The 14,236-nt window shown below is 71.5% G+C and carries 11 protein-coding genes; 10 read left to right on the top strand and 1 reads right to left on the bottom strand.

Going from position 1 to position 14,236, the window contains the following annotated elements; all coding sequences use genetic code 11:
• The first annotated feature begins 78 nt into the window (after positions 1-78).
• The 8 genes from ACFE7W_RS00125 to ACFE7W_RS00090 all read left to right on the top strand — a co-directional run bounded on the left by ACFE7W_RS00125 (position 79) and on the right by ACFE7W_RS00090 (position 10,473).
• Complete coding sequence (locus tag ACFE7W_RS00125; protein WP_375422740.1) at positions 79-2,790, top strand: GMC oxidoreductase; 2,712 nt, start codon at positions 79-81, stop codon at positions 2,788-2,790.
• Positions 2,787-4,151 (top strand): oligosaccharide flippase family protein, encoded by a 1,365-nt coding sequence (locus tag ACFE7W_RS00120; protein ID WP_375422739.1) that lies wholly within the window; start codon positions 2,787-2,789, stop codon positions 4,149-4,151. Before ACFE7W_RS00125 ends, ACFE7W_RS00120 begins: the two co-directional genes overlap by 4 nt.
• Complete coding sequence (locus tag ACFE7W_RS00115; protein ID WP_375422738.1) at positions 4,148-4,960, top strand: HAD family hydrolase; 813 nt, start codon at positions 4,148-4,150, stop codon at positions 4,958-4,960. The genes ACFE7W_RS00120 and ACFE7W_RS00115 overlap by 4 nt, the downstream gene beginning before the upstream one ends.
• 149 nt (positions 4,961-5,109) lie before the next feature.
• Entirely contained in the window at positions 5,110-6,174 is a 1,065-nt protein-coding gene (locus tag ACFE7W_RS00110; RefSeq protein ID WP_375422737.1) for a hypothetical protein, read from the top strand.
• 60 nt (positions 6,175-6,234) lie between these two features.
• A complete protein-coding gene (locus ACFE7W_RS00105) occupies positions 6,235-7,560 on the top strand; it encodes an FAD-dependent oxidoreductase (protein ID WP_375422736.1) in 1,326 nt (441 codons plus the stop codon).
• Between the two features lie 141 nt (positions 7,561-7,701).
• Positions 7,702-8,793: a glycosyltransferase family 4 protein gene (locus ACFE7W_RS00100; RefSeq protein ID WP_375422735.1), complete on the top strand. Its 1,092-nt coding sequence runs from the start codon at positions 7,702-7,704 to the stop codon at positions 8,791-8,793.
• Complete coding sequence (locus ACFE7W_RS00095) at positions 8,790-9,905, top strand: glycosyltransferase (RefSeq protein WP_375422734.1); 1,116 nt, start codon at positions 8,790-8,792, stop codon at positions 9,903-9,905. Before ACFE7W_RS00100 ends, ACFE7W_RS00095 begins: the two co-directional genes overlap by 4 nt.
• A gap of 61 nt (positions 9,906-9,966) precedes the next feature.
• Positions 9,967-10,473 (top strand): DapH/DapD/GlmU-related protein, encoded by a 507-nt coding sequence (locus ACFE7W_RS00090; RefSeq protein ID WP_375422733.1) that lies wholly within the window; start codon positions 9,967-9,969, stop codon positions 10,471-10,473.
• Here the strand turns inward: ACFE7W_RS00090 and ACFE7W_RS00085 are convergent.
• On the bottom strand, positions 10,431-11,600 hold the full coding sequence (locus tag ACFE7W_RS00085) for an acyltransferase family protein (RefSeq protein ID WP_375422732.1): 1,170 nt from the start codon (positions 11,598-11,600) through the stop codon (positions 10,431-10,433). The genes ACFE7W_RS00090 and ACFE7W_RS00085 overlap by 43 nt on opposite strands.
• Before the next feature lie 184 nt (positions 11,601-11,784).
• Here ACFE7W_RS00085 and ACFE7W_RS00080 point away from each other — a divergent pair, with 184 nt between their 5' ends.
• On the top strand, positions 11,785-12,771 hold the full coding sequence (locus tag ACFE7W_RS00080) for a glycosyltransferase family 2 protein (protein ID WP_375422731.1): 987 nt from the start codon (positions 11,785-11,787) through the stop codon (positions 12,769-12,771).
• A gap of 22 nt (positions 12,772-12,793) precedes the next feature.
• Positions 12,794-14,200 (top strand): hypothetical protein, encoded by a 1,407-nt coding sequence (locus ACFE7W_RS00075; RefSeq protein WP_375422730.1) that lies wholly within the window; start codon positions 12,794-12,796, stop codon positions 14,198-14,200.
• Positions 14,201-14,236: the final 36 nt, after the last annotated feature.

The following is a 14,236-nucleotide window of genomic DNA, read 5'->3' as shown; positions in this document are numbered from 1 at the left end:
GCCGATCCCGCCGCCCGCCGGAGCGCCCGCACTCCACCAGACGCATCCACAGTCACGACAGGAACGGAGGATCCGCCCATGCCGATGATCGACCTGCTCGGCGTCCGCGGAGACGGCCCCACAGCCCTGGCCGAGTGTGATGTGTGCATCGTGGGCACCGGACCCGCTGGAGCGACCCTTGCTCAGGAGCTGTCGGCCACCAGGCTGCGGGTGACCGTGCTGGAGAGCGGCGACGGGGAGCGGAGCGAGCCCGCCGACCGGCTGAACGACATCGAGAACGTGGGCCGTCCAAGGGTGCCCGACCAGTGGTCGGTCCGTAACCGGATCGTCGGGGGCAGCTCGCACACGTGGGGTGGGCGTTGCGCGCCGTTCGACGAGATCGACTACCAGCAGCGGTCGTGGGTTCCGGGTTCGGGCTGGCCGTTCGGACCGGAAGAGATGGAGCCCTACCTCGACCGGACGACGAGTCACCTCGGGCTCGCCGTCGGTACCGGCTTCAGCGACGAGAGTTTCTGGTCGATCGCGGGTCGCACGCCACCCGCGGCTCGGGCCGATCCCTCGCTCCTCCGTTCCTTTTTCTGGCAGTTCAGCCGGGACGAGGAGGAGTCTTACCCCTTTGAGTACGTGCGCTTCGGGCGGAGCCTGGCGCGCCGACTCGGACCGGACGTGACGCTGGTGACCGGGGCAACCGTGCTCCGGGTGCTGCCCTCAGAGCCCGGCGACGCCGTGTCCGCCGTGGAGTACGTCGCCCCGGACGGGCACCGCCGGACCTTGCGCACCGGCACCGTGGTGCTGGCCACGGGCGGCATCGAGAACGCACGGATCCTGCTGAGCTCGGACAGCACGTCACCGGCTGGTCTGGGCAACGACCACGACCAGGTCGGCCGCTACCTGATGGACCATCCGCGCGGGCCCGTCGGGTCCTTCGACGTAGCCGCCTCGCACGAGCTACTTAAGCGGTTGGGTCGCTACAACGTCCGCGGGCATCTGTTCCGGGCGGGGCTGCGGCTGAGTCCGGAGGTCCAGCAGGCCGAGGGCCTGCTCAACTGCGCGGCGTGGCTGGGCGAGGAGCTCGGACCCGACGACCCGTGGGACGCCCTCCGCCGTTTCATCCAGCGGAAGCCCGCCCTGCCTGCGGACGCCCTGGCCCTGGCCAAAGGCGTGCCGCTGTTCGTCCGGGGGCTGCGCGACTACTTCGTCGACCGGAACGGAATTCCCCGGCGCTTCCAGGCCGTCACGTTGCTCGCCATGGTCGAGCAGCGGCCCGACCCGGAGAGCCGAATCACGCTGGGCGAACGGCGGGACGCGTTCGGGATCCGGCTGCCGAGGGTGGACTGGCGGATTCACCCCGACGAGGTGCGGACCATGCGACGGACCGCGGAGATCGTCGGTCAGCAGCTGGTGGCCATGGGCTTTCCGGCACCGACGCCGGCCGCCTGGGTGTTGGAGGGCGGGGATCTGCCGGCATCCTTCGTCGACGTCGCCCACCCCACCGGTACCACCCGGATGTCGGTCGACCCGAGGCAGGGCGTCGTCGACTCCGACGGCCAGGTGCACGGCGTCCGTGGGCTCTACGTGACCGGGAGCTCGGTCTTCCCGACCGTCGGGCACTGCAACCCCACCCAGATGATCGTGGCGATGGCCATCCGCCTGGCCGATCACCTGAAGGCGAAAGCTGTCCCGGTCACGACACTCACGACCCGGGGAGGGCCCGTTCCCGCTCGGCGGGCCGAGCCCGCGACGGTCCTCGTCACCGGCGGGACCGGACGGATCGGCCAGGTCGTGGTGGCGGACCTGCTCGAGCGTGGCTACCTGGTCCGGTGCACCACCTCGCGGGCCTCCCTGCCCGAGCCGGTCCCCGGGCTCGAGTGGCGCTCGGTCGACTTCATGACGGCCGCCGCCGGCGACTACGACGACCTGGTCCACGGCTGTTCCGCGGTCCTGCACCTCGCCGCCGAGATCGGCAAGCAGGACCGGATGCCGACCGTGAACGGCCTGGCGACCCGACTGCTGGCCGGGGCGGCCGAGCGGGCTGGGGTCGAGGCGTTCGTCTACACCAGCACGGTCTCGGTCTACGGCAGCGGCCGCGCCCGGACGATGACCGAGGACGCCCCGACGCTGACGGTCGAGGACGACGTCCCCGGTGAGTACCTGGCGATGGACTACGTCCGCACCTACGGCCGGACCAAGCTGGCCGGAGAACGGGCGATCTCCGAGGTCGCGGAGCGGACTCGCTACACCGTGCTGCGACCGACGGTCGTGGTCGACGAGCAGGGCCTGGCCGCCATCCAGGACTGGAGCCGGAGCAAGCGGGTCCTCGCCGCACACCGGCACGCGCACCACGTCTACGTCCGCGACGTCTCCGATGCCCTGGTGTGGGCGATGGAGCGGTCGCTGAGGGGATCGGGCGAGGCCGGATCGGGCGAGGCTGGGTCGGTCGAGACGTTCAACGTCTCCGAGGACCACCTGGCGGCCCCCACCCACGCCGCCTTCCTCCGCAAGGCCTTCGACGCGACGGGGGACCCCCGGTTCAAGGTGCCGGTGGTGCCCGGCGCTGTGGACTGGCTGCACGACATCGTCCGGTTCCGCCAGCCGACGCTGCGCAACCCGCTGTGGCGGATGCGTTTTCCCGCCGACAAGCTGGCGGAGGCTGGTTTCCGGGCCCGCTACGGGATGCGTCGCGCCGAGGCGGGCGCGCTCGAGCTGCTCAGGCAGCAGCACCGGCCCCCGCTGGTCGACCGTCCTGACGACCTGGTCCTGGTCTCGGCCGGTCAGCGTGACGGCACGTGACGGCCATCGCCCACGCGCCGACGCTGCGCCGGGCGGTCCTGCTGATGACCGCGTCGAGCTTCCTCGTCCCGGCCGCCGGCCTCATCACGGCGCCGATCCTCGCCCGAGCCCTCAGCACGGACGGCCGCGGTGAGCTCGCGGCGGCCATCGCGCCAGCGGGTCTGATGCTCGCCGCGGCCACCCTCGGTCTGCCGGACGCCCTCACCTACCACCTGGCCAAGAAACCGGGGGCCACCAGGCCGGCGCTCGCCTGGGCGTCCCTGGTCACCGTGGGTCTGGGGCTCGTCTGCCTGCTCGCGACCTTCTTGTCCCTGTCCTTCCTCTCCGGCGGCGACGCCAGCCTCGGCCGGCTGATCCTGCTCGCCACGGCCCTGACCGTCCCGGCTCTGGTCGTCAACGTCTTCCGCGGCGCGGCCACCGGGCGGCAGCTGTGGGGAGCGGTCGCTGTCGAGCGCGTCATCATCACCAGCATGCGGGTCGTCGGCTTCGGCCTGCTGTTCGTGGGCAACGACCTGACCGTCCTGGCGGGGGTGCTGGTGAACACGGTGACCCCCATCGTGGCCGGTCTCGTCTACTGGCCGCTCCTCCGGTCCCCCCAGGAGGTGACCCACCCCGCAGAGGTGTCGCCGGAGGGAGACCCTGATGCCGCCGAGGAGGACCGTGGGACGTTGGCCACGATCGTCGCCTTCGGCAGCAAGGTGTGGCTGGGCAGTGTGGCGAGCATGGTGCTCGCCCGGGCCAGCCAGCTGCTGATGACGCCGCTGTCCAGTGTGGGGGACCTCGGTCTCTACACCGTGGCCAGCACCGTGTCCGATCTGCCGCTGATCGTCGCCCTGGCGATCCAGGGGGCCCTGTACGGCGTCAACAGCAAGACACGGGACGCGGGCCAGCTCACCGCCACAGCCCGGCTGACGCTGCTCGTGGCCTTCGTCGGGTGCGTCGTTCTCGGGTCGACCCTGCCGTTCTGGATCGGGCCGCTGTTCGGGGCCGAGTTCGAACCGGCCACCGTCCCGAGCCTGATGCTGCTCGGTTCAGCCCTGATCTGCATTCCCGGGCTGCTGGCCGGCACCGCCCTGAGTGCCTGGGGCCGGCCGGGCCTGCGCAGTCTCGGTCTTGCGGTGACGCTGGTGGCCAACGTGTCCGCCTTCGTGCTGCTGGTGCCGCCCTTCGGCGTCTACGGGGCTGCCTGGACGAGCATCATCAGCAACGTGGTCCTGGCGACCTTCATGGTCGTCAACGCCGCTCGCATCACCGGTGTCCCGGGGCGGGACTTCTTCCAGGTCCGGCGATCCGACGTCGTCCGGGCCTGGGCCGAAGGCCAGCGCGTCCTGGCCCTGCTCCCGCTGGGGAGGCGTCCGTGACGTTGTTGCGCCAACGTCGCTCGGACGTCGCGGCACCGGCCTCGTCCCTCGGGCGGCAGCAGGGTCGACCACCGACTCCCCTGGACGAGCTGGCCGCGCTCGCTCGACCCGCGACCTGCGACCTGGTCTCCAGCGACCTGTTCGACACCGTGTTGCTGCGCGACCGGAGCACCGAGACGGTCCGGCTCGCCGAGGCCTCCCGACGGGCGGCGCCGCTGCTCGGACTCGACCCCGACGCCGTGGTCTCCCTGCGCTGGACGATGCAGACGAGCGTCTACCGCGCCGTGGCCGTGGAACGGCCCTCGGGCGAAGCGACCCTGGCCAGGATCACCGCGACGATGGCCACGGCCTTCGGGCTCGACCGCGAAGCCGCCGAGGTGCTGCGACGGACCGAGGTGGAGGTCGACGCGTCTCACCTCCTCCCGAACCGGCCTCTGCTCGAGGTCCTCGACGCCGCCCAGGACGCCGGCGTGCCGGTGGTGGCCGTCTCGGACACCTACTACAGCGAGGTCGACCTGCGACAGCTCCTCGCCGCTGTCGTGGGTGACCACCGCTTCCGTGCGGTCTACTCCAGTGCCGACCTCGGGGCGACGAAGCACGTGGGGAGCATCTTCCCCCGGGTCTCAGAGCTGGAGCGGGTGGACCCGTCGCGGGTCCTGCACGTCGGCGACAGCGGAACCGCTGATGTGCGGATGGCCGCCGCTGCCGGTTGGACTCCGGTGCATCTGCCGCGCAGCACCGCCTACCTCCGTGGCCGCAGGATCGCAGCGCTGCGTGCGCTGCCCCTCGTCCTCCGGAGGGACCGGTGAGCCCGCAGCCGTCGGAGGCCGAGCAGGTCGGCCGGGACCTCCTGGGTCCGGTGGTAGCGGAATTCTGTCTCCGTCTCTGGTCGCTCGGCGCTGCCTTTGACCGCCCGGAAGACGTGGCCTTCCTGTTCTGCGCTCGAGGGGGACTGCGGATGCAGCTCGCCTACGAACGGTTCCTGGCCGCGGCCGAGCTGCCCTCGGCCGTGCACGTCGCCCCGCTGATGGTCTCGCGAGTCGTGGCCATGCGGCCGGCCCTGGCCCGAACCGCGGACGAGGGGCTCGACGACCTGCTGCCCGCCGCCGCACGCACGCTCGGTCACGAGTTCGGCGGCGCATCGGTCGCCGCGGTGGCCCAAGCACTGTCGGGCGCCGCGCCGCTGGGCGAGGACCCGGAGTGGCAGTCGCCGATGACGTCGCCGAGCCTGGCCAGGCTGCTCAGGCATCCCGACGGCGCCCCGGTCACCGAAGCCCTGCGCGACCAGACCACGCTCTTCCGGCGTCACCTGGAGGAGTCGCTCGGCGGCCGGCACCACGCCGTTCTCGTGGACACCGGGCTGCACGGCACCACGGGTCTCGTGCTGGCCGAGGGGCTCCCTCAGCTCGGGGTCAGCTCGGCGCTGATGGCCAACTACTTCCCGCCGACCCGCAACGAGCGGCCCCCCCGAACCTTTGGCCTCACGTTGGAGGCCGATGGCTACTCACCACTTCGGCCGCGGAGCGTCCTGCTGCGTTACTGGCACCTGGTCGAGTGGCTCTTCGAGCCGGCCCTGCCCAGCGTGCGCTGGTTCGAGGAGACCGACGGTGAGGTGCGGAGCAACCTGGAGCTCGCGGGCTGGCAGGACGAGGTCGCCCCCGAGGCCGGGAGCGCGTTCGCCGGCGTCCTCGCCTACCTCGACGCGCTACCGCCCGGGCCGGCCGAGCAGGTCGTCCTCGACGCAGAGACCGCTTGGACGCGGCTCCACCGTGCCGTGGTCTTTCCCGGTGCCCGCGAGGCCGAATCGCTCGCCGTCAGTGACCGTACCCATGACTTCGGCCGGGACACCACCTTCTCGACGCGTCCCTGGCGAGGTCCCGCGGCCGCACTCCGGGGTGCCGCGATGTGGCGTGAGGGAGAGATCGCCCGGTCCGGCACCGCGCTCCGGCTGCCGTTGCTCGCGGCCGTCGAGACGGCGTACGCCGCTCGACGCCTCAAGCGCACGGTGACCCGCAGGTCCTGAGCAGGAACGGCGGCGCAACGCCGAGCCGCCTCTCACCACCGACCAACAGATGGAGTCACCATGGGAGCAACGACAACTCCCCTCGCTGTGCCGCAGGTCGTCGACGCCGTCGTGCTGGGTGCCGGGATGAGCGGCCTGGTGAGCGCCTCGGTCCTGCTCGACCAGGGTGCGGAATCGGTGCTGGTGCTGGACGAGTACCCGAGGGTCGGGGGCAACCACCTCGACGTGGCGATCGGGAACTACACCTTCGACGTCGGTAGCTTCATCTTCCAGGACGACTCGCCGCTGCTGGAGCACTTCCCGGAGCTGCTGCCCGGCTACCAGCCGATCACTCCGAGCTGGTCACGGCTCAACCCTCAGGGCCGGGTGACGTCCTACCCCTTCTCGCTCCGCGACGACGTGCTGGCGGCCGGACCGGTGGAGCTCCTGCGGATCATGGCGTCCGCTCTGGTCGCTCGGCTGGACCGACGGCCGATGGCCAATGCCCGCGACTTCGCGCGGCGCTGGATCGGGGCGCGGTTCCTGCGGCGCTCGGGGCTGGAGAACTACATGGCGCGCTTCTGCGGCTGCCCGATCGACAGGATCGACCTGACGTTCGCGCAGAGCCGGATGCTGTGGATCCGGGACCAGACCACGGTGCCCGCGCTGCTGCGGCAGGTGAGGTCACAGCTGCACCGCCAACCTCCCTCGGCTCCCACGAACCGTCAGCTGGCCCGGCCCCGCGAGGGGTTTGCGGCGCTGTACGCCCCTGCGGTGATGACCCTCGAGCGACGGGGTGCCACCTTCGCCCTGGGCCGTGCTGTCTCGGCCGTCCGGCGGATCCCCGACGGGTTCCTCGTCGAGACCGAAGCCGGCACCGTCCGGACCGCCCGGGTGGTCTCCACCATCCCGCTGACGCAGTCCACGGCGCTCTGCTCCGTGCCGTTCCCGCCCTTGCCAGCCGTCACGCTGGTCAGCCTCTTCTACAGCTTTGCCGGCGACCGCGGGTTCGAGGAGTCGATCCTCTACAACTTCTCCCACGAAGCCCGCTGGAAGCGGCTGACCGTGTACTCCGACTTCTACGGGACCGCGGAGGGCCGCACCTACTTCGCCGTCGAGGTGGTGGCCGACCAGAACGGCACCTCCGTGGCCGAGGCGGCCGAGGAGTTCCGTCGGCACACGGCCGCCAACGGGCTGCTCCGGGGTGACCTCCGTCTCGAGGGCAGCCACGTGCTGGAACAGGCCTACCCGATCTACACCGGCGGCAGTGCCGAGCAGGCGGCCGCCGCGGTGGCGGCGCTCAAAGAACTCGGCATCGAGTCCTTCGGGCGCCAGGGAGCCTTCCGCTACCAGCCGACGGCCCGGGTGTCGGCGCTGGAGGCCGAGGCCGCGCTGAGGGCCGCATGAGTACGCCCGAGATCCGGCCCACGCCGGGTGCGACCGGGAGGCATGCGTGACATCGTCGTCCAACCCACGGCCCGGCCCTGTGCCGGCCGTCAGGACCGGCACGCTCGTCGGGCGCTGCCCACACACCGACCGGGGGGTCTCGTGAGGATCATTCATCTGCTCAAGCACGGAGTGCGGGGCAACGGCCACGTGCACGTGGCCGTCGACCTCGCCTGCGCGCAGTCCGACGCGGGCCACGACGTCGTCTTCGCCGCCGCGCGCTCGTCCTACACCGACGTGCTGCGTCGGCACGGGGTCGAGGTGGTGGACCTGCCCGAGCCTCAGGGGATCAAGGACGTGCCGAGCAGCGCCTGGGCTCTGGCCCGGCTGTGCCGCAGGTTCAGGCCGGACGTGGTCAACGCCCACATGATGTCCTCGGCGGTGCTGGCGTACCCGATCGCCAAGCTGCTCGGAGTGCCGCTGGTCACCACCATGCACAACTCGTTCGACAAACACTCGGTGCTGATGCGGCTGGGAAAGGTGGTGGTGGCGGTCAGTGAGGCCGAGCGGCGGCTGCTGCTGTCCCGCGGCTACCCCGAGCACCAGGTGGTGACGATCTTCAATGGCGCCGACCGGTCGCCGCGGGAAGGCGCCGAGTCCGACGACCCGCCCTTGCGCCGACCGTGCGTGGCCACCCTGTCCGGCCTGCACCCGCGCAAGGCGGTGAGCGACGTGATCACGGCCTTCTCCCACCTGGCCGCCGAGTTTCCCGACTGGCACCTCAACGTGATCGGCTGGGGAGCGGAGCGGGAGCGCCTCGAGCTGCAGGTGGCCGAGCTGGGCCTGGAGCAGGCCGTGCACTTCCTGGGGTCCACTCCGGCGCCCCGGCCGCTGCTCGAGCAGGCCGACATCTTCGCCACGGCGACCCTGGCCGATCCGTGCCCGCTCACGGTGATGGAGGCCCGTGCCGCCGGCTGCGCGATCGTCGCGACTGCGGTGGGCGGCATCCCGGAGACCCTCGACCACGGCGGGGCCGGCCAGCTGGTCCCGGTGCACGACCCGGGCGCGATGGCGGCCGCGCTCCGCCGCCTGATGGCTGACCCCGTCGCCCTGGTCGACGCGCGGGCTCGGGCTCGGGCGGGCGCGGAGTACTTCACGGTGGAGCGGATGTCGCAGGACTACCTGAGCCTGTTCGCGTCGTTGACCGGTCTGCCGGCGGACGTGCGCAGCTCTGCCGAGACGGCTGTGCGATGACCGCGCCGCGCCGGCTCAAGGTCGCCTACTTCGTCCCGCCCTCTGCTCACTTCGCCGGGATCGAGCGGGTGGTGCACGAGATCGCGAGTGGTCTGGCCGAGCAGCACCCTCGGCTGTTGGACGTGCACGTCGTCTTCTCCTCCTCCTACGACGAGGAGGTGCTCCGCGCGCCCGGCTACACCATGCACGTCCTGGGTGCGGACCGGCTGCGTCAGCTGGGGGCGTCGCTGCGTCGCTGCGTCGCGGACCAGGACTTCGACGTGCTGATCACCCCGCAGGTCGAGGCCTCGGTCGTCGCCTGGACCGTCACCCGGGGTCTCCGCCTGCCGGTCCTGCTGCCGCACCTGCACGGGAACCCGCGCCTGGAGGAGGCCGAGGGAACTCGCCGCACCCGGGCGGCCTTCGTGGCCTTCCGGTCGCTGGTCAGCCGGGACGTGCCCGCGGTGCTGGCCGTCTCGCCCTCCCTGCGCGACCACGCCGCGCTCACCGTGGCGCGCCGGACGCGGACCGTATTCGCGAAGAACCCGGTCCGCGACCTCGGTTCGCCCGAGCCGCTGGCGGCGACCGACGACCGCTTCCGGTTCGTCTGCGTCGCCCGCCTCTCCCGGCAGAAGGGCCAGGACCTTCTGTTGCGAGCGCTGGCGCTCGCCCGGCCCGACCTGCCTCCGGTCGAGCTGACTCTGGTCGGCAACGGGCCCGACGAGGCGTCCCTGCGCCAGCTCTGCTCCGAGCTGGAGCTCGACGACGTGGTCACCTTCGCCGGCTACAGCACCGATCCCGTCCAGCACCTGCGGGCCGCGGACTGCTTCGTGCTGGCCTCGCGCTGGGAGGGTTTCGGCGTCGCCCTGGTGGAGGCGCTGCAGTGCGGGCTCCCCCTGCTGGCCACCGACTGCGAGTTCGGACCTGCCGACATCATCACCGACGCGGAGATCGGCGAGCTGGTCGCGCCGGAGAGCCCGGAAGCCCTGGCGGAGGGTCTCCGACGGGCCGTCCGTCGACGGCGCACGCAGGAGGGTGACGCCCACCGGCGCGCAGCGGCCGCGCCCTATCTTCCCGCCGAGGCGGTCGAGTCTCACTTCTCGATCCTCAGCTCTGTCGCCCCGAGCGCGTAGGGAGGCTTCGGCGGACCCTGCCTACGCTGTGGGCAGGATCGACGACCGACAGGAGAGCGTCATGACGACGTGGAACGCGACCCGTGCGGTGCGTGCCGTCAAGCTGGTGGCGGTGAACTCGGTGGGGATGGCCTTCGCGACCCCGCACCCGGTGCGCCTGGCGCTGCTCCGCGCGGCCGGGTACCGCGTGGGTCGCGCCGCCTTCCTCTCCGGGACCATCGTGCGCTGCACCTCGCTGGACGTCGGCGACGGGAGCTACATCAACCACGGGTGCCTGTTCGACCGCGGCGAGATCGTCCTGGGCCGCAACGTCTACGTCAGCACCGGGGTGACCTTCGCGACGGGGGGTCACGAGATGGGATCGGCGGAGAAGCGTGCCGGAGAGGACTACTCGCGCCCCATCGTCGTCGGCGACGGCTGTTGGCTGGGCGCGAACGTCGTCGTGCTCAGCGGGGTGAGGATCGACTCTGGCTGCGTCGTCGGGGCGGGGGCCGTGGTCACGAGGGACACGGAGCCGGACGGGGTCTACGTCGGCGTGCCCGCCCGGCGGGTCAGGACGCTCGACTGAGGTCGCGCTTCAGCCGGACGTCGCTGAGCCAGCTGCGCGGCCACGGTCCCCGCCCATCGGGACAGCCGGTGGGCCGGCCGTTCGACGACCCGGTGGAACCCCGCCGCCAGCAGCAGGGAGGCCGGTAGCCCCAGCGCCAACGTGACGGCCGGGTTCTGGCTGGGCAGCACCAGGGCAACACTGGTGATGACCGGCTCGTGCACGAGGTAGAGGCTGAACGAGACGGTGCCCAGCCACTGCACGGTCCGATGTTCACCCAGCCGTTGCGCCGGCCGCCAGTGGGCGAACAGGACGACCAGGGCGGCGGCCGCCAGGACCGAAGCGGGGGAGACGCTCTGTCCGGTCAGCCAGCGTGACTCCGCGAGCACGAGCAGGGCGAGCGTGAGCAGGGCCAGACCGCCGAGGCGTCCGGCACGCCGGAGCAGCGCGCCGAGCCGGTCGAGCTCGGTCGCCACCAGGACCCCGACGCCGAAGACCGGCAGGTAGCGGAGCTCGTCCACGTGCAGCAGAGCCCCGGCCTCGATGGCGCCCAGGAGAAGCAGGAGCTTCAGCAGCGGCCTCCGGCGCCACCGGAGCAGGAGCAGCAGGTACAGAGGCAGCAGCAGCGAGAACCACATCTCCCAGCGCAGCGACCAGAGCACGCTGTTCAGCCAGGTCGTGCCGAGCAGCAGCGTCAGGTCGCCGCCCAGGCCGGCGGCCGAGAGATGGAAGTGGTGGCCGTTGACCCACCACGAGGCCCCCGGTGTCCACACCCTCGGCACGAGCTGAGCCCACAGCAGAGCGAGCCCGACCGAGGCCCAGACGGGCAGGTAGATGCGCAGCAGCCGCCTCGGGTAGTACGTCACGGGAGTGAACAGTCGGCCGCGGTAGGGCAGGGCCAGCACCAAGCCCGACAGGACGAAGAAGATCTGGACGGCCTCCTCGCCCGACCAGAGAAGTCTCAGCGGCGTGTACGACACCCATGCCTGCCAACCGCTGACGCGGGTCCCGTGAGCCACCAGGTCGGCGAGGGAGGGCAGCACGAGCATCGAGTGGAACAGCACCACCACCAGCGCGGCCACTCCCCGCAGACCGTCGAGCGCCATGAGGCGTTCGCGTGGAGGTGAGGTGATGGCGGTCCCGGACATGACGGCGACGCTAGGGCAGCCGCGCGTCGCGAAGGTTACAACCGCGGTCCCAGACGGGGCTGGAGATCTGGAGGGCACGTGGTCCTCGTCACGCTCCGACGAGCGGATGGGTCTCGATCCTGCCGTTACAGTGGGGCGCGGCCGGTTCGGGGAAGCCGGTTCACTCACGACCGGAGGGCGGCACGTGGAGCGTCTCAGTGTCGTCATCTCCAACTACAACTACGAGCGCTTCGTCGGCGAGGCCATCGACAGTGCGCTGGCGTTGCCGTGGCCAGACGTGGAGGTCGTCGTCGTCGACGACGGCTCGACGGACAACTCGCTGGACGTCATCCGCGGCTACGGCGACCGGGTCGTACTCCTGGCCACCGAGAACTCTTCCCAGCGGGTAGCGGTCAACCGAGGCTTTGCGGCGAGCACGGGCGACGTCGTGATCTTCCTCGACGCCGACGACCTGCTGCCCGCCGACCTGCCCGTCCCGCTGAGCGCTGTGATGGGGCCTGCGGTCAGCAAGGTGCAGTTCCAGATGCAGCGGGTGGACGCGAGCGGAGCTCCCCTGGGTCTGCCCTTCCCGGCTTACGATCCGCCACCGCCGCCCGCGACGGTCCGGCGCTGGCTCCTGGCCACGTCGGCCTATCCCACACCGCCCGGTTCCGGCAACGCCTACGCTCGCTGGTTCCTGGATCGGGTGCTACCGGCCGGCCCGGAGGTGGGGGACGCGGGCGACTCGGCGCTGCTGGCGGCGGCGCCTCTGCTCGGGGACGTCGTCAGTGTGCCCGGGGTCGTGGTGGGCTACCGCCAGCACGGGCGGAACGACAGCAACCTGTTGAACGACGTGAGCCGCTTCCCCCGGGAGGTGGCCCGAGCCCGGGCGCGTTGGCACTTCGCCCAGTGCGCCGCCGGCAACGTGCCGGCCAACGAGCGCCCTCTGTTCGCCAGTCGCGAGCTCCTTCAGCTGCGGGTGGCTTCGCGCCGGATGGCGCCGGGCGAGGCGCCGCTCCCTGGTGACCGGATGTCCCGGATGGTGCGCGACGCCGTCCTGTCCCCGTGGCGCCCCGGCCCTGAGCCCTGGCTGCGCCGGCTCACGGTGGCCGGCTGGTGCCTGGCAACCCTGGCCGCGCCGGCGGCTCTCGCCCAGGACCTGGTCAGGTTCCGGTACGGGCGGGACCGGTGACGGCCGAGCGTGGGGGTCAGGGATGTCGGGACTGACGTTCGTCACCCTGTTCGTGGTGGTCTACGGGGTGCTGGGTCGCGCGGGCTACGGCCGGGCGCTGGCTCTGGGTGGCGCCACGGCGGCCGGCTCGGCCATCGTCGTCAGCGGTACCGCCATCCCGACCTTCTACGCGGTGGCGCTCGGGGTCGTGGTGGCGCTCGTGCTGCGCCTGCTGGGCAGCGGTCGCGCTCCGACGCGGTCCCGGGAGGTGCTGCCGCCCGCGACGTTGCTGCTGATGCTGTTCCTGGGGTGGTCGGTGGTGGTGACCCTGGTCGCGCCGATGCTGTTCGACGGTCTGGAGACGGTGACGCCCGGCTCGACCAGGTTGGTGGCCGGCGTGGTCACGAGCTCGAACCTCGCCCAGATCGTCTACCTGTTCCTCGGTGTCTGCGTGGTCGTCTTCTTGGCCAGGTCGCCGTCGGCGAGACCGGAGCTGGTGGGTCTGGCGGCCGGGGCGTGCACCGTGCTGTCGCTGTGGCGCTACCTCCACCAGCTGGCGGGCCTGCCGTTCCCGGAAGGGTTCTTCGACAACTCTCCCTCGTTCGCCTACATCCAGACGGCGGCCGGCAACATCCCGCGCTTCCGCGGCATCCTGTCCGAGCCGTCCAGCCTCGCGGGAAGCTCGCTGGTCACGATCGCGTACATGCTGCCGCGAGCCGGGATGCTGCGGGGGTGGCGGCAGTTCGCGGCCCTCGCCCTCGCCGGCGCCGCCTTCTACCTGGGCATCATCTCCACCTCTGCGACCTTCGTCGTCGCGGGTCTGGCTGCGGCGCTCCTCGTCGGTGGTGCCGGCCTGATCGGCTTCCTCGCCCGGCGTACCTCGCTGAGCCGGGTGCTGAGCCTGGTCGGGTGCGCTGCGGTCGTCATCGGCATCTGGGTGCTGCCGACCATCTCGTCCTTCGTCGAGTCGACGATCAATGACAAGGTCTCCTCGGCCTCCTACACCGAGCGGTCCTCAGCCAACGGCGACTCTCTCAACATCTTCCTCGACACGTGGGGGTTCGGTGTCGGGCTGGGTTCGGCGCGTGCCTCGTCGTTCCTTCCGACCCTGCTGAGTGCGACAGGCATCATCGGTTCCCTGCTGTTCGTCGCGGCCGTCGCCACTCTGATCTACCGGGGCGCGGCAGTCCGGGAGTACCGCCCGGTGCTCTGGGCGCTGGTGACCCTGCTGGTGGTGAAGATCGCCGCCGGCCCCGACCTCTCCGACAGCACCGGGGTCTTCTGGTTGTCCCTGGGCCTGCTGTCGCGGGCGGCGCTGCAGAACCGGCAGCCAGGGGACGTACCTGCTGAAGCGGTCGGTACCCCAGGAGCCCCGCCCGCCAGACCCGCGGTGGCCCATCCGACCGGCTCCGAGGCCGCGCCCACCCCCCCGAGGACAGCCCTGCCGTGAGACGTCCAACCCTCAGACGACGGACTTGGCTCGTCG

The sequence above is a fragment of the uncultured Friedmanniella sp. genome (assembly GCF_964244285.1).
Taxonomy (GTDB): domain Bacteria; phylum Actinomycetota; class Actinomycetes; order Propionibacteriales; family Propionibacteriaceae; genus Microlunatus.
Note: the sequence above shows the minus strand (reverse complement) of the source record. Positions and strands in the feature narration are given on the sequence as shown.

Excerpts from the sequence above, each read along its gene's own strand:
- ACFE7W_RS00125 (WP_375422740.1), top strand. The coding sequence starts at position 79 with ATGCCGATGATCGACCTGCTCGGCGTCCGCGGAGACGGCCCCACAGCC.
- ACFE7W_RS00110 (WP_375422737.1), top strand. The coding sequence starts at position 5,110 with ATGCAGCTCGCCTACGAACGGTTCCTGGCCGCGGCCGAGCTGCCCTCG.
- ACFE7W_RS00105 (WP_375422736.1), top strand. The coding sequence starts at position 6,235 with ATGGGAGCAACGACAACTCCCCTCGCTGTGCCGCAGGTCGTCGACGCC.
- ACFE7W_RS00095 (WP_375422734.1), top strand. The coding sequence starts at position 8,790 with ATGACCGCGCCGCGCCGGCTCAAGGTCGCCTACTTCGTCCCGCCCTCT.
- ACFE7W_RS00090 (WP_375422733.1), top strand. The coding sequence starts at position 9,967 with ATGACGACGTGGAACGCGACCCGTGCGGTGCGTGCCGTCAAGCTGGTG.
- ACFE7W_RS00085 (WP_375422732.1), bottom strand. The coding sequence starts at position 11,600 with ATGTCCGGGACCGCCATCACCTCACCTCCACGCGAACGCCTCATGGCG.
- ACFE7W_RS00075 (WP_375422730.1), top strand. The coding sequence starts at position 12,794 with ATGTCGGGACTGACGTTCGTCACCCTGTTCGTGGTGGTCTACGGGGTG.